The 16,847-nt window shown below is 39.0% G+C and carries 17 protein-coding genes and 2 tRNA genes; 9 read left to right on the top strand and 10 right to left on the bottom strand.

Annotated elements, in window-relative coordinates; all coding sequences use genetic code 11:
• Positions 1-51: 51 nt before the first annotated feature.
• Both rimO and LV92_RS21170 read left to right on the top strand, forming a co-directional pair.
• Entirely contained in the window at positions 52-1,359 is a 1,308-nt protein-coding gene (gene rimO / locus LV92_RS21175) for a 30S ribosomal protein S12 methylthiotransferase RimO (RefSeq protein ID WP_111625592.1), read from the top strand.
• A gap of 161 nt (positions 1,360-1,520) precedes the next feature.
• The gene (locus tag LV92_RS21170; protein WP_111625591.1) at positions 1,521-2,465 is read left to right on the top strand and encodes a sugar phosphate isomerase/epimerase family protein; all 945 of its coding nucleotides are present in this window, start codon (positions 1,521-1,523) and stop codon (positions 2,463-2,465) included.
• Here the strand turns inward: LV92_RS21170 and LV92_RS21165 are convergent.
• The 4 genes from LV92_RS21165 to LV92_RS21150 form a co-directional block, all read right to left on the bottom strand.
• The gene (locus LV92_RS21165; protein ID WP_111625590.1) at positions 2,446-3,342 is read right to left on the bottom strand and encodes a DMT family transporter; all 897 of its coding nucleotides are present in this window, start codon (positions 3,340-3,342) and stop codon (positions 2,446-2,448) included. The genes LV92_RS21170 and LV92_RS21165 overlap by 20 nt on opposite strands.
• An 86-nt stretch (positions 3,343-3,428) precedes the next feature.
• The gene (locus LV92_RS21160; RefSeq protein WP_111625589.1) at positions 3,429-3,944 is read right to left on the bottom strand and encodes an SRPBCC family protein; all 516 of its coding nucleotides are present in this window, start codon (positions 3,942-3,944) and stop codon (positions 3,429-3,431) included.
• A complete protein-coding gene (locus LV92_RS21155; RefSeq protein WP_111625588.1) occupies positions 3,941-5,089 on the bottom strand; it encodes a serine hydrolase in 1,149 nt (382 codons plus the stop codon). Before LV92_RS21155 ends, LV92_RS21160 begins: the two co-directional genes overlap by 4 nt.
• 23 nt (positions 5,090-5,112) lie before the next feature.
• Positions 5,113-5,361, bottom strand: a complete 249-nt coding sequence (locus LV92_RS21150) for a hypothetical protein (protein ID WP_111625587.1) — start codon at positions 5,359-5,361, stop codon at positions 5,113-5,115.
• A 117-nt stretch (positions 5,362-5,478) separates the two neighbouring features.
• Here LV92_RS21150 and LV92_RS21145 point away from each other — a divergent pair, with 117 nt between their 5' ends.
• The 6 genes from LV92_RS21145 (at position 5,479) to LV92_RS21120 (ending at position 12,444) form a co-directional block, all read left to right on the top strand.
• Entirely contained in the window at positions 5,479-6,372 is an 894-nt protein-coding gene (locus tag LV92_RS21145; RefSeq protein WP_111625586.1) for a peptidyl-prolyl cis-trans isomerase, read from the top strand.
• Positions 6,356-7,807 (top strand): peptidylprolyl isomerase, encoded by a 1,452-nt coding sequence (locus LV92_RS21140; protein WP_111625621.1) that lies wholly within the window; start codon positions 6,356-6,358, stop codon positions 7,805-7,807. Before LV92_RS21145 ends, LV92_RS21140 begins: the two co-directional genes overlap by 17 nt.
• Before the next feature lie 4 nt (positions 7,808-7,811).
• The gene (locus tag LV92_RS21135; protein ID WP_111625585.1) at positions 7,812-8,765 is read left to right on the top strand and encodes an AAA family ATPase; all 954 of its coding nucleotides are present in this window, start codon (positions 7,812-7,814) and stop codon (positions 8,763-8,765) included.
• 202 nt (positions 8,766-8,967) lie between these two features.
• Positions 8,968-11,235, top strand: coding sequence for an aconitate hydratase (locus LV92_RS21130; protein ID WP_111625584.1), 2,268 nt, complete (start codon positions 8,968-8,970; stop codon positions 11,233-11,235).
• Between the two features lie 77 nt (positions 11,236-11,312).
• Positions 11,313-11,873 (top strand): TlpA family protein disulfide reductase, encoded by a 561-nt coding sequence (locus tag LV92_RS21125; protein ID WP_111625583.1) that lies wholly within the window; start codon positions 11,313-11,315, stop codon positions 11,871-11,873.
• Positions 11,874-11,880: 7 nt separating this feature from the next.
• Entirely contained in the window at positions 11,881-12,444 is a 564-nt protein-coding gene (locus LV92_RS21120) for a TlpA family protein disulfide reductase (protein ID WP_111625582.1), read from the top strand.
• 18 nt (positions 12,445-12,462) lie between these two features.
• Here the strand turns inward: LV92_RS21120 and LV92_RS21115 are convergent, their stop codons facing one another.
• The 5 genes from LV92_RS21115 to LV92_RS21095 form a co-directional block, all read right to left on the bottom strand.
• A complete protein-coding gene (locus LV92_RS21115) occupies positions 12,463-12,921 on the bottom strand; it encodes a sterol desaturase family protein (protein WP_111625581.1) in 459 nt (152 codons plus the stop codon).
• Position 12,922: 1 nt separating this feature from the next.
• Positions 12,923-13,762 (bottom strand): phytoene/squalene synthase family protein, encoded by an 840-nt coding sequence (locus LV92_RS21110; RefSeq protein ID WP_111625580.1) that lies wholly within the window; start codon positions 13,760-13,762, stop codon positions 12,923-12,925.
• 2 nt (positions 13,763-13,764) lie between these two features.
• The gene (locus LV92_RS21105) at positions 13,765-15,228 is read right to left on the bottom strand and encodes a phytoene desaturase family protein (protein WP_111625579.1); all 1,464 of its coding nucleotides are present in this window, start codon (positions 15,226-15,228) and stop codon (positions 13,765-13,767) included.
• A gap of 201 nt (positions 15,229-15,429) precedes the next feature.
• Positions 15,430-15,516, bottom strand: a tRNA-Leu gene (locus LV92_RS21100).
• A 110-nt stretch (positions 15,517-15,626) separates the two neighbouring features.
• A tRNA-Lys gene (locus LV92_RS21095) sits at positions 15,627-15,699 on the bottom strand.
• Between the two features lie 136 nt (positions 15,700-15,835).
• Here LV92_RS21095 and LV92_RS21090 point away from each other — a divergent pair.
• Positions 15,836-16,351 carry a shikimate kinase gene (locus tag LV92_RS21090; protein WP_111625578.1) on the top strand — a complete coding sequence of 172 codons (516 nt, stop codon included), beginning with the start codon at positions 15,836-15,838 and terminating at the stop codon, positions 16,349-16,351.
• On the opposite strand, the gene LV92_RS21085 is transcribed toward LV92_RS21090, so the two are convergent.
• Positions 16,340-16,840 (bottom strand): phosphoribosyltransferase family protein, encoded by a 501-nt coding sequence (locus LV92_RS21085; RefSeq protein ID WP_111625577.1) that lies wholly within the window; start codon positions 16,838-16,840, stop codon positions 16,340-16,342. The two genes, LV92_RS21090 and LV92_RS21085, sit on opposite strands and share 12 nt — an antisense overlap.
• Between the last annotated feature and the right edge of the window lie 7 nt (positions 16,841-16,847).

Below are 16,847 nucleotides of genomic sequence, written 5' to 3'. Positions count from 1 at the left end.
TTGGGACTACAATCTTTTTTCAAGTTGTACTTTTGCACTTTATTTGAAAATATGCGTACTAAGTCACTTAAGAAGAATAGGATCAATGTAGTAACCTTGGGTTGTTCCAAGAATGTATACGATTCAGAAGTGTTGATGGGTCAATTAAGGGCCAACAACAAGGAAGTCGTGCATGAGGAGGAAGGGAATGTGGTAGTGATAAACACTTGTGGTTTTATTGCCAATGCCAAGGAAGAGAGTGTCAATACTATTTTGGAATACGTTCAAAAAAAGGAAGCAGGGGAAGTAGACAAGGTATTTGTTACAGGTTGCTTAAGTGAGCGATATAAACCAGACCTGCAAAAAGAGATCCCTAATGTGGATGAGTATTTTGGAACCAGTGAATTGCCTAATTTATTAAAGGCCCTTGGGGCCGATTACAAGCACGAACTTATAGGGGAGCGGCTAACGACCACTCCAAAAAATTACGCCTATCTGAAAATTGCTGAAGGATGTGATCGTCCATGTTCCTTCTGTGCCATACCCATAATGCGGGGCAAACATAAGAGTACTCCTATAGAAGATTTGGTGACGGAAGCCAACAAATTGGCCGCCAAAGGGGTCAAGGAATTGATCCTTATTGCTCAAGACCTTACCTATTATGGATTGGACCTTTATAAGAAAAGGAATTTGGCAGAATTGCTGAACGAGTTGGTGAAGGTGGACGGCATTGAATGGATCCGATTGCATTATGCTTTCCCTACCGGATTTCCTATGGATGTTCTGGAAGTGATGAAACGAGAACCCAAGGTTTGTAATTACCTGGATATTCCATTGCAGCACATTTCAGATGCCATATTAAAGAGTATGCGGAGGGGAACAACTCAGGCCAAAACAACAAAATTGTTGCATGATTTCAGGGCTGCGGTTCCAGAAATGACCATAAGGACCACGTTGATTGTTGGTTATCCCGGGGAGACGGAGGAAGATTTTCAAACCTTGAAAAGCTGGGTAGAGGAAATGCGTTTTGAAAGATTGGGATGCTTTACCTATAGCCATGAAGAAAATACGCACGCTTATAATTTGGTAGACGATGTTCCTGAGGAGGTAAAACAACAAAGGGCTTCGGAGATCATGGAACTTCAGTCACAGATTTCATGGGAGTTGAATCAAGAAAAAGTGGGTAAAACTTTGCGCTGTATTATAGACCGTAAAGAGGGTAAGTATTTTGTGGGTCGATCGGAGTTCGATTCTCCCGATGTAGATAATGAAGTCTTGGTGGATGCAGCAAAGCATTATCTGAAAGTAGGGGAATTTGTTGATCTTCATATTTTTGAAGCTGCGGACTTTGATCTTTATGGGGAGCCCATTCAGGGATAATCAATTAAATTTTAATTTAACTTTCCGGGCATAGGCTAAAAGAGCAGTGGCTCTTTTGGTAACCTATTGGTTGTATTTTAAATCTTGAACCTTCGGTTCTTGTCCCTAAGTGGAATATGCTTCACTTTTTTTCATATTTTAGTCGAATAACAGATATTAATATGAATCGCAGATCCTTTATTGCAGGTGCAGCCACTGCTAGTGTTGCAACAATCTCATTGGCCAATACCTTGCCGGCGGAAAATCCAAAGAAAGAAAAAAGATATCAAAACGGACAGAGTCCATGGCCCATCTGTTTGGATACGGCGACCATAAGACCTGCAAAGGGCTTGGAAAAAAAGGTAGAGATTGCCATAGCGGCTGGCTACGATGCCATTGAGCCTTGGGACAGCGATTTGGCAGAATACGAGAAAGACGGGGGCGATCTTAAGAAATTAGGTGCTAAAATAAAGGAAGCCGGATTGTTCGTGCCCAGTATGATAGGGCTATGGGGGTGCATTCCCAAGAATGAGGAAGAATTTCAAAATTCCTTGCCAGCTACCAAAAATAGAATGAGGATGGCATCGGAAATAGGTTGTACCTATGTACAGGCCATACCCAATCAGGTTGGGGAGAATTATGATGTTGCCTTTGTAGCCTCTTGCTACCGCAGATTATTGGAAATTGGAATAAAAGAGTATAATGTAATACCGGCAATGGTGTTTGTCAAGATGTTTCCGTTAAAGACTATGGGGCAGGCAACGGCTGTGGCCTTGGATGCCAATCACCCTAAAGCCAAGATAATACCCGATGTATATCATATGTATATTTCGGAAGGTGGATTTGAAGGGTTAAGACTTTTGAATGGGGATATCTTTGCAATTTTTCAATTTAACGATGCGCCCAAAGGAATGGAAATAGCCGATATGGAGGATAAGCATAGGGTTTTTCCAGGTGACGGAATCCTGCCGCTGCCACAGATTTTAAAAGACCTTAAAATCACGGGCTTCAAAGGATGCGTATCCTTGGAGCTGTACAACCCTGAGTACCACAGTATGGATTTGCTGGAGGTAGCCAAGACCGGACTGCAAAAGACCTTGAAGGTAATTAAAGAGGCGGGAGTTTAGCCTTTGTCCTGACCGGTATAACTAGTGGCTTGTCGTAAAAAGTAAGTCGTATTCCAAAAAGAAGGATAATACCTCCAAGAATCATTTGTGGGGTAATTAGCTCGTTGAGAAATACCCAAGCCAATATTGTTGCCAAGATGGCCTGTGCCAATAGACTTAAGGAGACTCTTGTGGCCCGCATATGTTGGGTGGAATAGCTAATGGACAACCAGGCCAGTAATTGGCAGACCAATCCTTGGATAAAAAGTACAAACCACCCAATATTCGAGAAGCCGTTAAAAGGCTCCCCTAGGACATAGGATAAGATCCCTAAAAAGAGGGAAGAAGAAATTAGGCTTAAGGTCATAAAGTTTACTATAGATATCTTGGCGAGCACTTCTTTACTTATCAGAATGTAGGTGGCATAGAATACTCCGGACAGCAGTCCAAAACTAAAGCCAATATCAAAAGAAAGCAGGGCAAAGAATTTAAATCCTACCAGGGTGATCATTCCTAGGACGGCAATAACAGTACCTATCCAAAAATTAACGGAGGGTTTGGGTTTTAAAAAGAAAAATGTACCTATCCCAACCCAAACTGGGGACAGGTTTGTCAAAAATGATGCTTGCGTTGCCGTAGATTCTTGAATAGCAATATTCCATACCGCCACATCAGATCCAAAACATATTCCGCAAAGAACGGCAAGAATAAATGTTCTGGTTTCCGGGATTTTTAATTGTTTTGTATATAGGGCATAAGGCAAGATAATGCCTAGGGCGATGGTCATTCGATAGAAGGCGGAAATTAGTCCGGGAGTATAATTTAGTTTCACCAATACAGGAAATATGGAAATACAGATTATTCCAATAATAAGGGCGATACGAGGTTTTGTTATCATTTCTAAAAAATGGACAAAAATAGGAAATAAGAAGACCTGTCGCTTTTCATGTGACAAATTTATGTCTTAAAATACTGTTGTTCTTTTTAAATATTCACAAATTCAAATCCTGCACTGGGTATCTTTCTAAGATCATTTATTGTTTCGTTCAACAAAATGCCATGTTCCAAATAGGCTTTAAGATTTGCCAGCCAAAACGTCCATCCGTTACTGCAGCCATAATGGATATTTAATTTGCTACTGTCGTCCGTTGGTATATCGTATTGTTTTAAGGTTAACAGTATGTCATTACCAGAGTCTTTAAGAGAAACCGAAACCTTACAAACATTGGCAAAGGTGATTTCAAAAAAATCCTTCCCGTTTGCCTTTGTTATTATCCCTTTTTCCTGACCATCCCAGTTGTGCCATTCCCAAATATAGGTATCCCCTTCTGCAATCTTGTCCTGTGCTGCCTTGGGTTGCCCATCAGGCGAAATATAAGTAGCCTTGCTCAAAAACCATGTGGTAATTCCTTCTGCCGTACACCAGGCCCAATAAATTTTTTCCATATTGGCTTTGATATATATTTTTTTAGTAAAGGTATCAAAACTTAATGCTGTCATTTTTGTTGTTTTTTTGCTATTTCCAGATTGTAGATCTCTCTTCCCAATTGCGCTAAAAAGGGAAGTCCGATTTCTTCGTACTCATAGGTGTTATCGTTGAAAACCCCATTCTTATTGGCTAAAAGCGTTGCGGTAAGCATAAATTCCACATCATATTTATGGTCTACAATGTAGGCACAATCCGTAATTGTGCCGTAGGCATTGCCCACCTTATTATATATTTTCAGATATTCTGGAATGGTATCCCTGGTATCCCCGAACATGAAAAACTTACAATAACCGTCGTAATAATCCATTTCATCGTACCCTATATTTTTGGGAAGGTCACTCATTGTCCTTAACAGAAAACTATGTTGGTCGGGACTAAGGTTAAATCGTTCATTTATCGGGAATTGTTCTGGGAAAATTATCCTTTTTAAGACTTCGTTCTGGGTGCTAAGGGGAAAATAATTTTTTAAGCTAAAATCGAATGGTTCATTAATTAAGGTGTTCTCTTCGTAATAAGCCGTTCCTTTTTTAATCCTGTTCAGAGCCAAGGGTACTGGGGGTTTGTTCACACTTGGTTTTAACCAGCTTATTGTGGTGTCGTTTAAGTAAACAATAAGTGGCCTTGTAGTTACCTCTAAAGCATTTTCTGTTGAAAGTCGATGGGAGATTCGTACAGGTACAATACCCTTGTCCTTCAAACTTTGGTTTATTCGGTCTTGCCCTAAAAATTCCAGAAGTCGATTATTGGCCTCATTGTCGCTTACTGCAAAAATCTTGGAGATTTCGTTGGCAAATGTTGTTTCCAAAGAATCACCTTCTACATAAAATTGGGTGTATAGGTCCAAGGAATCCATTTCGTTCAATTTTTCTAAGGCTAGAACGGCCGTTAGGATTTTAACTGTGCTGGCCGGGTAGAAGTAGTTGCTATCGTTGACCTGAAAATTGTAGTCCCTAAAAATTATGCTGTCCTTGATCCTGTCGATTTGCGTATACCTTACTTGAATCTCATATTGGGCCAGGCTATCCATAACGTTCCGTATTTTTGAATTGTCGGAGGCCAGGGCCATTTTCAATAAATCAGGGTCTTCAGTTTGTGTAGCGCATGAACAAAGCAGGGTCGATATGGCGATAATGAAAAAAAAGAATCTTCTGCCCATGGGTTTTGTTTCTTATATTTTGGCTAGTCTATTGGGGTGTAGACTTCACCTCGATGCGGTTTTAAGGCATCCCTAACGACAATCATTTCGGATTCGCTTACAACTAGATATGCTATGGAGTGCATATTATTTAAGTCCGTATTTCCTGTAATGTTCAAGGTCAAATTTTGCGACAATACATATTCTTCAAGATGTATTTTATGATGCTTCGCTGTATTCTGGGCCGATTCACCCCTAAAATCCCAAATTAGTTTTATTTGTCTGTCCTCCATGGAATAAAATTAATAATAAAAGGAATAACATAGGCAGTAAACCTTCCGATAAATAGTATGGAATTTTATTGGGAAATGAGGACTTGCATAATGCTTCTTAATTACTAAATTTGCGGAATGGATTTTTGTGAAATAAAGCTGGAAAAAGTCTCAATATTTTTAGTGAGTATAGTATTGCTATGCACTTTTATATCCTGTGATTCTCTTTTTAATAAGAAAGAAGACAAAATTCCTGTGGCCAGGGTTGGGGAAACTTATTTGTACAAGGAGGACTTAAAAGAGCTGCTTTTGACCAATATGTCCAAGGAGGACAGTACCTCTTTGGTCAATAATTATATTAATAATTGGGCTTATAAACAATTGTTGCTTTCCAAGGCCAAAATAAATCTACCTGAGGAGAAGCTAGAGTATTTTGAGCAATTGGTCTCCAATTACAGAACAGATTTGTACACAGGGGCCTATAAGGAAGCATTGGTCCTACAATCCCATGATACTGCTATAACCCATACTCAGCTCACCGAGTTTTATGAGCGTGAAAAGGAAAATTTTAAACTAAAGGAACGGATAATACAGTTGAGGTTTGTGGAGTTGCCCATACAATATTTGGACAAGGATTTGGTTGCCAAGAAATTAAGGGATTTTAAGGAGGCAGATAAGCGCTATTTGGATTCTATAAGTGTGCAGTTTAGCAAGGTCAATTTTAACGATTCCATTTGGGTAAATGTTTACCGTGTCATGGAAGAAATTACTCCGTTAACTGCTGAAAATCAGGACAAGTACTTAAAAAAATCACAATTTTTTGAATTACAGGACTCTTTAGGGGTATATTTGGCGAAGGTAAACGATATGTTGGAAATCAACGATATTGCTCCCCTTACTTATATTGAACCTACTATTAAACAGCTGCTTTTAAATAGAAGGAAGCTGGATTATATGAAAAAATTGGAAGTAGAGGTAATGGATGAAGCTATTAAAGAAAAAGAATTTGAAGTTTATGAACAAGGTAATTAAAACAGGTTTTTCCCTTTCTATTTTATTGTTGACAGGGATTACGAGCGCACAGGAACTAGAAAATCTTCCTGATACTCAGGTAGAACCACAAGAGGTAATTGTAGAGGAATCAATGATATCTAAGAACGATTCTGTCAACAATTTTGAAAGAATAAAATTGGATGGGATAGCTGCTGTGGTGGGCGACTATGTAATCTTGGAATCGGATATAGAAAAAACTTTGATAGATCTTAAAAGCCAAGGAGCTTCCACTGCCGATGTTACAAGATGTGGTCTTTTGGGCAAGTTAATGGAAGATCGTTTATATGCACATCAGGCCGTTCAAGACAGTATTTTGGTTTCGGATGATGAGGTAAATGCCCAAGGGGATCGACAGTTACAACAACTGGTGTCCCAGATCGGTTCTATGGAAAAGGTGCTAAATTATTATAAAAAGGATGATGAGGCCAGTTTTCGTGAGGAACTTTACAAAATCAACAAGCTGAGAATGCTTTCCGAAAAAATGCAAAACAAAATTGTTTCGGAAATAGAGATTACCCCAGAGGAAGTTAGACAGTTCTTTAATAAGATTCCAGCAGATGAAAGACCCGTTTTTGGTGCGGAGTTGGAAATTGCCCAAATTGTAAAGCAACCCAAGGCTTCCGATGAAGAAAAGCAAAAGGTAATAGATAAACTAAACGAGATAAAGGCAGATATTGAGGAAAATGATGCTAGCTTTAGTGTGAAGGCTATTTTGTATTCCCAAGATCCTGGATCCAAATCCAAGGGTGGATTTTATAGTATGACCCGGGAGACCCCATTTGTTAAAGAGTTTAAGGATGTGGCTTTTAGTTTAAGGGAAGGAGAGATTTCTGATCCGTTCGAAACCGATTTTGGTTACCACATTATATATGTTGAAAAAATTAGGGGCCGTGAGCTGGATCTAAGACACATTCTGATAACCCCGGAGATATCCCAAAAGGAATTGGATGATGCAAAGAAGGAATTGGATAGCATAAGAAAAGGGGTATTGGATAGTAAATTTACCTTTGCCGCTGCAGCTTTGAATTTTTCCGATGAAAAGGAAACCAAATTTGATGGAGGTTTGTTAAGAAACCCACAGGATTATAGCTCCCGATTTGAGCTTACCAAAATGGAACCATCGCTTTATAACCAAGTGAGGGACATAAAGGACAATGAGATTTCCATGCCTATTCTGGAGAATGATCCCAGGGGAGGTGCCCCCAAGTACAAAATCATGAAAATCACCAATCGTTATGACGAACATGTTGCCGATTTTGCAAAGGATTACATAAAGATTCAGGAATTAGCACTTAGGGAAAAGCAGTATAATGCCATTAAAAAATGGATGGACGAGCATATCGAAGATACTTATGTGAGTGTTAATTCCGCGAATAAAGATTGTGATTTTGCAAATAATTGGGTAAAGGAATAAATGCATGTCAGACGTAGCTGCAATTAAGGCTCTAGTTGAAAAAAATAAAGTTCTTAAACAAGAAATAGCCAAAATTATTATTGGGCAGGAGGAAGTGGTAGATCAAATACTACTTTCTATTTATACAGGAGGGCACTCCTTACTTATTGGAGTACCTGGTTTGGCCAAGACCCTCATGGTAAATACAATTGCCTCTGCTTTGGGATTGGGCTTTAAAAGGATTCAGTTTACACCTGATCTCATGCCAAGTGATATTTTAGGTAGTGAAGTGTTGGATCAAAATAGGAACTTCAAGTTCATAAAAGGGCCCATTTTTTCGAATATTATACTGGCCGACGAAATAAACCGTACCCCGCCCAAAACCCAAGCGGCACTGTTGGAGGCCATGCAGGAACGAGCTGTGACCATAGCTGGCAATCAATATAAATTGGATCTTCCCTATTATGTTTTGGCAACCCAGAACCCAATAGAGCAAGAAGGTACTTACCCATTGCCCGAGGCGCAGTTAGATAGGTTTATGTTCGCCATAGAATTGAAATATCCATCTATCGCAGAGGAGATTAAGGTAGTAAAGGAAACCACTTCCGATTTTAAGCATGAAATTGTTCCCTTGTTTACCCCTGGGGAAATAATGGATATACAACATTTGGTACGTAGAATTCCAGTTCCCGACAATGTGGTGGAATATGCAGTGAAATTAGTGAACAGCACAAGACCGAATCAAGAAAATGCTTCGGAATTTGTAAAACAGTTCATAGATTGGGGAGCAGGACCTAGGGCTTCCCAAAATCTAATATTGGGAGCTAAGGCCCATGCCGCCGTGAACGGTAAATTTTCTCCTGATATTGAAGATGTCAAAGCGGTGTCCTTGGGAATCCTGAGACATCGGATTATTAAAAATTATAAGGCTGAGGCCGAAGGAATTTCCGTAGAGGATATTATTCAAAAGCTTTTATAGTAGGGAATAATGAACAAGAACTGCTCGATTTTTATAGGCTTAAAAAAATGAAATTTATTGCATTTACATTCCTATAATGGTAATCTTTTTTATAATTACATAAAATTGGCGTATTCTTGCCGTATTCTTAGTTTAAAAGTTTTATAAACGTAAGGTATTTTCTTAATTTTGGAGAATAACTTAAACTAAAAATTTATAGATAATGGCATTCGATATTGATATGATTAAAAAGGTGTATGCCAACATGTCCGAACGTGTTGATAAGGCACGTGAAATTGTTGGAAAACCTTTAACCCTTTCAGAGAAAATTTTGTATTCCCACTTGTGGGACGGCACACCCAACAAGGCATTTAAAAGAGGTAAGGACTATGTTGATTTTGCACCCGATCGAATCGCTTGTCAAGATGCTACTGCGCAAATGGCATTGTTGCAATTTATGCAGGCTGGAAAACCAAAAGTAGCTGTACCAACTACAGTTCATTGCGATCACCTTATACAGGCAAAAAGTGGAGCTGTGGCAGATTTGAAAGTGGCCAATACTTCTAGTGCCGAAGTCTTTAATTTTTTGGAATCCGTTTCCAATAAGTACGGAATTGGTTTTTGGAAACCAGGTGCAGGTATTATTCACCAAGTGGTTTTGGAAAACTATGCCTTTCCTGGAGGAATGATGATAGGGACCGATTCCCATACGGTAAACGCCGGGGGTCTTGGAATGGTTGCCATAGGTGTTGGTGGTGCCGATGCTGTGGATGTTATGGCCGGAATGGCCTGGGAACTTAAGTTTCCAAAATTGATAGGAGTAAAATTAACGGGTAATATCTCTGGCTGGACATCTGCCAAGGATGTTATTCTTAAAGTGGCTGGTATATTGACTGTAAAAGGTGGTACAGGGGCCATTATAGAATATTTTGGCGAAGGGGCTAAAAATCTTTCCTGTACCGGTAAAGGAACCATATGTAATATGGGTGCTGAAGTTGGTGCTACCACATCTACCTTCGGTTATGATGCTTCTATGGAAAGATACTTAAGGGCTACGGATAGAAATGATGTTGCGGATGCAGCAAATGCAGTTAAGGATTACTTAACGGCAGACCCTGAGGTGTATGCCAACCCTGAGAGATATTTTGATGAAATTATAGAAATAGATTTGAACACCCTTAAGCCACATCTTAATGGTCCGTTTACCCCTGATTTAGCTACTCCAGTAGGGCAGTTGGGAGAGAAGGCGAAAGCTAACGGATGGCCTTTAAAAGTGGATTGGGGCCTAATAGGGTCCTGTACCAATTCTTCTTATGAGGATTTGACCAGGGCTGCCTCTATTGCTAAACAGGCCGTTGATAAAAACATAAAACCAAAATCAGATTTTGGTATCAACCCTGGGTCTGAACAGATCAGATTTACAGCGGAACGTGATGGTTTGTTGCAGATATTCGAAAATTTAGGGGCAACGGTATTTACCAATGCCTGTGGTCCCTGTATAGGACAATGGGATCGTAGTGATCTAAAAGGCGATGAGAAGAATACCATAGTACATTCTTTTAACCGTAACTTTTCCAAAAGGGCGGATGGAAATCCAAATACCCACGCTTTTGTAGGTTCCCCGGAAATGGTAGCGGCCATAGCAATATCTGGTAGATTGGATTTTGATCCAATGAACGATACCCTTCTGAATGAAGACGGACAAGAAGTTAAATTGGACGAGCCGTTGGGGATTGAATTGCCTCCAAAGGGATTTGAAGTGGAAGATGCAGGTTACTTGGCGCCAATGGAAGATGGTTCAGGTGTTGAGGTAAAGGTAGATCCCAAATCAGAGCGTTTGCAATTGTTGGAACCCTTTACTCCTATTAAGCCAGAAAGTCTTCAAGGAGCTAAATTATTGATCAAAGCCTTTGGAAAATGTACTACAGACCACATTTCCATGGCTGGTCCTTGGTTGCGTTTTAGAGGTCATTTGGACAACATTGCCAATAATACCCTGATTGGAGCGGTAAATGCCTTCAATAAAAAGACAAATTTTGTAAAGAATCAGCTTACTGGAGAGTATGGTGGTGTTCCTGATGCACAAAGGGCTTATAAGGCGGCAGGAATAAAAACAGTAGTTGTGGGAGATCATAACTATGGAGAAGGATCGTCTCGTGAGCACGCCGCTATGCAGCCAAGACATTTGGGTGTTGCAGTGGTAATCGTTAAGTCTTTTGCACGTATCCATGAAACCAACCTTAAGAAACAAGGTATGTTGGGGCTAACCTTCGCAAATGAAAGTGATTATGACTTGATTCAAGAGGATGATACCTTCAACTTTGTTGATATAAAAGATTTTGCACCAGAAAAGCAAATTACCTTGGAATTGGTGCATAAAGATGGAACTAAGGACACTATTAAATTGAACCATACCTATAACCAATCGCAGATTGAATGGTTTAATGAAGGTTCTGCCCTTAACGTTATAAAAAGGGAGAACGCGGCTTAATTTTGTGCTGTAAATACTTTACAAAAACTCCTGATATTCATCAGGAGTTTTTTAGTTTTGACAAAAGGATAAATTAAATGAAAATTCGTAAAAAAACTGTTTTGAACATCGCCTTAATGGCTTTAATTCTATCTTTTTTTGTGACGCCCTTGGGCGATTATAGCAAGGTTTTGTTAAATAAATGGTTCTCCTTTTCGCCAGAAGTGACCAAAGAAATCAATAGGGGACAGATTAAGGATTACGATTGGAAGCTAAAAGATGCCAATTGGAATTTTTTCAGTTTTAAGAAGTCAAAAGGTCGTGTTGTCTTTATCAATTTTTGGAGGTCTTGGAATATTCCAAGTGAGGCTGAAGTGGAAAGTATCCAAAAGTTATATGACGATTATAAGGATAAAATAGATTTTTATATCATTACCAATGAGGAAAGGGAACCTGTAGAGAAATTTATGGCGGATCATGGTTTTACCTTTCCGGTAACTTATTCCATAGTAGGTGATCCCATGCCTGTGGACGGTTCTAAACCGCCTAGATCCTATTTGTTGGATAAGGAGGGAAGGATCGTGATTAGTAAGGAAGGGGTGGCCGATTGGGACAATGACAAGGTAAAAGCCATTTTGGACGATCTTATTAGTAAATAGATGCAATATGATAGTACCTAACAAGAAGTGGATTCTTAACGGTGTTTTTATACTAGCTGTGCTGGTGTTGATATTTACTCCGGTAGGATTTAAAGTAAAGGTTTTAGCCAGTAAATTGTTATCCACTAGCGCAGCTATGGTAAAGGAGGGGATGCAGGTTCCTTTGGGTTCCTATCAATGGAAATTGACCGATTTGGAAAATCGATCCTTCGATTTTGAAAATCAGAGAGGAAGGGTAATACTTGTGAATTTTTGGGCTACTTGGTGTCCTCCGTGTGTAGCTGAAATGCCAAGTATGCAGGATCTTTATAATGATTATGGTGATAAGGTTACGTTTATGTTCGTTACTTCCGACGACCGTCAAAAAGTGGAGAACTTTTTAAAAAAAAAGAATTTCGATCTTCCCGTTTATTATCCTGCTTCCGAAACACCTGAAACACTTAAATCCAAACTCCTTCCAACTACATATATTATTGACAAGGAAGGTAAAATTGTTGTAGCGGAGACTGGTGCTGCAGATTGGAACAGTAACAAAACAAGGACGCTTATAGATGGCCTTTTGAGTCAGTAATATTAAAAAGCCCTATTGCTATTTTTCTTTTTTTTGGAAATACTTAAAGGGTACCATTAACATACCAAAGCATTCCCCGTCCTCTTTTCCCAAATGTTTATGATGCATTTTGTGCGCTCTCCTTACCCCTTTGGCATACCAATTATTTGCATTTCTGAACAATTTAAACCTTTGGTGTATAAAAATATCATGAACCAAGAAGTAAGCGGCTCCATAAGCCAATATACCGAACCCTAAAGGCCATCCGTACCAAAAGTCGGTTTGGGAACCCAGCCAAAAGAAAGTCATGCTGACCGCAGCGTAGAACAAAAAAAATGCATCGTTTCTTTCAAACCATGAATCGTGGTCCTTTTTATGGTGATCCTTGTGCAGTGACCATAATAAACCATGCATAATGTATTTATGGGTAAACCAGGCCATAAACTCCATAAAGGAAAAAGTAGCGAAGAAAATTAAAATCCAAATCAACATTTTCATTCTAAACCAGTTTTAATTTATAGTTAATATACGATTTAACCAATAATCTAAATTTGTGTAGATTGGAAACCCGTATTCTAGTAATCATAATCTTCGCTGAAGGCGTGTCCTGTAATTTTTTCAGCAACTTAAAATAATACCTATATGCTGTATATACCCCAAATTTAGCTTCTCGGGGCAATTGTAATATCCCGGAATATCCCAATTTAAAATCCGCTTTTATTTCATCAACAATTTTATTTTTGTCTTCCTCTGTCAGATTCTGGAGATTGGTGTTGGGGAAATAAGTTCTGTTCAAATCTTCAAAATCGTTTTTTAAGTCCCTTAAAAAATTCACTTTTTGAAAAGCAGATCCCAAGGCCATAGCGGAGGGTTTCAGCTTTTCGTACGCTATTTCGTCTCCCTTTACAAATACCCTTAGGCACATTAAACCGACTACATCAGCGGAGCCATAAATGTACTCCTTATACTGGCTATCCGTAAGACGGATCCTTTTTTCCAAGTCCATCCGCATACTCTTCAAGAATGAAGTTACCAAATGCCGTGGAATGTCATATTTGTGGAACGTATGTTGAAAAGAATTTAGAATGGGATTAAGACTTATTTTTTGTTCCAAAGCGTCCTGCAAATCCTTCTCAAATTTATTCAATAAAAACAACTTATCATAATCGTGAAAACTGTCCACAATTTCATCGGCAAATCGGACAAAGCCATAAATATTGTATATATCCCCTCTAATGGAAGGAGCCAACATTTTGGTGGCCAAGGAAAAGGAGGTGCTATAGTGTTGGGTAACGAGCCTACTGCAATCTAGGGAAACTGTATCAAAAATTGACTTCATAATTAAGTTTTTTGATGTTTAACAATAAGTTCTGAAACCAATTTCCCAGAAATTAGGGCCGGTGGTACCCCGGGACCAGGAACGGTAAGCTGGCCGGTAAAAAATAGATTATCTACTTTTTTACTGTGTAATTTGGGTCTAAGAAAGGCTGTTTGCAAAAGGGTATTGGCCATGCCATATGCATTTCCCTTATAGGAATTGTATTGGTCAATAAAATCATTTACACAGAAGTCCTCCTTGAAAAGAATACTATTTTCTACTTTTTGACCGGTAAGTTTTTGAAACCTGTTTATAATAATTTCAAAATACTTATTTCGCAGTTGTTGGGTGTCTTCTAAATCCGGGGCAATGGGAATTAAGAAAAAGCCTGTTTCACAACCTTCGGGGGCCATACTGGAATCTGTAATGGACGGAAAGTTGGCATAGAAGAGCGGAGCTTCCGGCCATTTGGGGTCATCATATATCTCTTTGGCGTGTTGCTCAAAACTGGTGTCGAAAAATAAGTTATGGTGGGATACGTTCTGTAATTTTTTATCAAACCCCACATAAAATAATAAGGACGAGGGGGCAAAGGTCTTTTTGTCCCAATATGCCTCGGAATATTGGCGAAATTGCTGGTCCAACAATGTTTCTGAATGGTGATAATCGGCACCGCTCAGGACAAAATCTGCTTTAATGGTGTTTCCATTAACTTTAATACCGGTGGCCATGCCTTTGGATACTTCAATCTTAGTTACTGAGTGATCTGTGTGAATTTTGACTCCCAATTCCAATGCCAAAAGCTCCATGGCCCTAATTACTTGGTACATTCCGCCTTTGGGGTGCCAAGTGCCCAGTCCAAAATCGGCAAAATTCATAAAGCTATAAAAGGATGGGGTTTTGCTAGGTTTGGCCCCTAAGAAAAGTACAGGAAATTCTAAAGTAGAAATTAGTTTTGGGTTTTTAAAACGTTTGCGGACCTCGTCACTTATAGATTTAAAGAACTGGTCCAGACGTACTATGGTATCTTTGCTTACCAATTCCAAAGGGGAAAGGCCCGGGCGAAGTACTATCTTGTGAATGGCGATTTCATAATTGTCTTGTGCTTTTTTAATGAATTTGCGCAAAGGTTCTGCACTGCCTTTTTCAATTCGTTCAAATTCTTTGCAAATTTTGTCCATACTATCCCCTATGGTAATAACATCGTCGGAAAAGAAAATGTTATAGGCAGGATCCAATTTATCCAGTTGATAGTAATCGGATGTTTTTTTTCCGAAATCATTGAAAAAACTTTCAAATATGTCGGGCATCCAATACCAACTTGGCCCCATGTCAAAAGTGAAACCATCCCGGACAAATTGCCTTGCTCGGCCCCCAACGGTCTTATTTTTCTCGTAAATAGACACATCGTATCCCTGTTTTGCCAAATAACAGGACGCAGAAAGGGATGCAAACCCAGATCCGATGATAATAACTCTATTGCCCATAGGTATTTATATATAATTTGTGGCACTTCAATTTTACGAAATGCCCGATTATGAAAATAAGGCTTATTTTCTAAATATGTAAGGCAATTATTTTAATTAACCATTTATAGGGATTTCTTTTCCGGTTTTATTATTGACTGAAAAAGAATAAGATAAAGGAATAAAAAAACCGCCAACCTCATTCAAGAAGTTAGCGGTTTTTGGTGCCCACGACTAGATTCGAACTAGCACGTCCTTGCGAACACCACCCCCTCAAGGTGGCGTGTCTACCAATTTCACCACGTGGGCTTAAAAAGTCTTGTTAAAGGACTTTTAGGGATGTTTAAATAGTCTCTAAATTTAAGGAAATGAAAACTATTTTAAACAAAAAAAGTTAAGTACGAGACTTAACTTTTTTGTGACCGGGCTGGGGCTCGAACCCAGGACCCTCTCCTTAAAAGGGAGATGCTCTACCAACTGAGCTACCAGGTCAAAATGTGTTACAAACTATTGCTGTTTGCGGGTGCAAATATAATATCATTTGTTTGTTTTGCAAGGCCTTTTTGAGAATTTTTTAATTTTTTTTGATTTACCATTAAATTAGACCAATTTTACAAAAAATTACAGCGTGAAAATAGTATTGGTAGGGTATATGGGAAGTGGTAAGTCCACCTTAGGTAAATTGTTGGCTAAGAAATTGAAAATTAGTTTTTTAGACTTGGATGAAGTTATTGAGGAAGGTTTGGAAGATTCCATTCCCAACATTTTTATGGGGAAGGGCGAAATTTTTTTTCGGAAAAAAGAACATGAATATTTAAATAATGTTTTGTCCAAAAAAAACAACTTTATACTATCCACGGGTGGAGGAACTCCGTGTTATTCTGGAAATATGGAGACGATGTTGACCCTAGCTGATCATGTTTTCTATTTAAAAGTTTCCATTCCTGGACTCGTAAAAAGGTTATTATTGGAAAAAGAACATAGACCCTTGATCAAAAACATAGAGGATGAAGACCTGCCGGAGTTTATCGGCAAGCATTTGTTCGAGCGCAATAATTTCTACCTTAAAGCGAATCATATTATCGATTGCGATGATAAGGACCCCGAATCCTTAGTTGCGGAAATAGAGCAATTACTCGCTTAGATACACCGAATCGCTTTTGGCCTTAAATTCAACATTGATGTGTTCTTGAAGTGATGTGGAAAGGGAGATTCCTTTATAATCTGCCTTAACAGGATATTTCTTGTGATTCCTGTTCACCAATACGGCAGTTTTAAGTTGTTTTAATGGGACGCGTAGAAAATGATGTACTCCGTAGATCAATGTGGTCCCGGAATTGAGCACATCGTCTACCAAGACCACGGATTTATTGGTGTATTCAGATTCTGGAAGGGAGGTTTTGACGCCACTGGCCAAAGGGTTGGACTTGTCCATGATTACTTTGCACAAAACAATGTTGGCTTCGGTGATCTTCTGAAGTACGGCCTGTATTTTTTTGGCAAAGTTTAATCCCCCTCCTTCAATCCCGGCAATAATAATTTCGGGTTCATCAACGTTGGTCTCGTATATCTGGTAAGCAATGCGCTTTATTTTATGCTGTATTTGCTCATGGGATAAAATTCTATTGGACATAGTTGTT

Origin of the sequence: Arenibacter echinorum (assembly GCF_003259375.1) — a bacterium.
Taxonomy (GTDB): Bacteria; Bacteroidota; Bacteroidia; order Flavobacteriales; family Flavobacteriaceae; genus Arenibacter; species Arenibacter echinorum.
The sequence above is the reverse complement of the archived record's forward strand: the minus strand, read 5'-3'. Positions and strand labels throughout refer to the sequence as shown.

What these genes read in the sequence shown, in the direction of transcription:
- LV92_RS21130 (WP_111625584.1), top strand. Translation starts at nt 8,968, where the DNA reads ATGGCATTCGATATTGATATGATTAAAAAGGTGTATGCCAACATGTCC.
- LV92_RS21150 (WP_111625587.1), bottom strand. Translation starts at nt 5,361, where the DNA reads ATGGAGGACAGACAAATAAAACTAATTTGGGATTTTAGGGGTGAATCG.
- LV92_RS21170 (WP_111625591.1), top strand. Translation starts at nt 1,521, where the DNA reads ATGAATCGCAGATCCTTTATTGCAGGTGCAGCCACTGCTAGTGTTGCA.
- LV92_RS21105 (WP_111625579.1), bottom strand. Translation starts at nt 15,228, where the DNA reads ATGGGCAATAGAGTTATTATCATCGGATCTGGGTTTGCATCCCTTTCT.
- LV92_RS21135 (WP_111625585.1), top strand. Translation starts at nt 7,812, where the DNA reads ATGTCAGACGTAGCTGCAATTAAGGCTCTAGTTGAAAAAAATAAAGTT.
- rimO (WP_111625592.1), top strand. Translation starts at nt 52, where the DNA reads ATGCGTACTAAGTCACTTAAGAAGAATAGGATCAATGTAGTAACCTTG.
- LV92_RS21125 (WP_111625583.1), top strand. Translation starts at nt 11,313, where the DNA reads ATGAAAATTCGTAAAAAAACTGTTTTGAACATCGCCTTAATGGCTTTA.
- LV92_RS21115 (WP_111625581.1), bottom strand. Translation starts at nt 12,921, where the DNA reads ATGAAAATGTTGATTTGGATTTTAATTTTCTTCGCTACTTTTTCCTTT.
- LV92_RS21120 (WP_111625582.1), top strand. Translation starts at nt 11,881, where the DNA reads ATGATAGTACCTAACAAGAAGTGGATTCTTAACGGTGTTTTTATACTA.
- LV92_RS21110 (WP_111625580.1), bottom strand. Translation starts at nt 13,762, where the DNA reads ATGAAGTCAATTTTTGATACAGTTTCCCTAGATTGCAGTAGGCTCGTT.
- LV92_RS21155 (WP_111625588.1), bottom strand. Translation starts at nt 5,089, where the DNA reads ATGGGCAGAAGATTCTTTTTTTTCATTATCGCCATATCGACCCTGCTT.
- LV92_RS21085 (WP_111625577.1), bottom strand. Translation starts at nt 16,840, where the DNA reads ATGTCCAATAGAATTTTATCCCATGAGCAAATACAGCATAAAATAAAG.
- LV92_RS21140 (WP_111625621.1), top strand. Translation starts at nt 6,356, where the DNA reads ATGAACAAGGTAATTAAAACAGGTTTTTCCCTTTCTATTTTATTGTTG.
- LV92_RS21145 (WP_111625586.1), top strand. Translation starts at nt 5,479, where the DNA reads ATGGATTTTTGTGAAATAAAGCTGGAAAAAGTCTCAATATTTTTAGTG.
- LV92_RS21160 (WP_111625589.1), bottom strand. Translation starts at nt 3,944, where the DNA reads ATGACAGCATTAAGTTTTGATACCTTTACTAAAAAAATATATATCAAA.
- LV92_RS21165 (WP_111625590.1), bottom strand. Translation starts at nt 3,342, where the DNA reads ATGATAACAAAACCTCGTATCGCCCTTATTATTGGAATAATCTGTATT.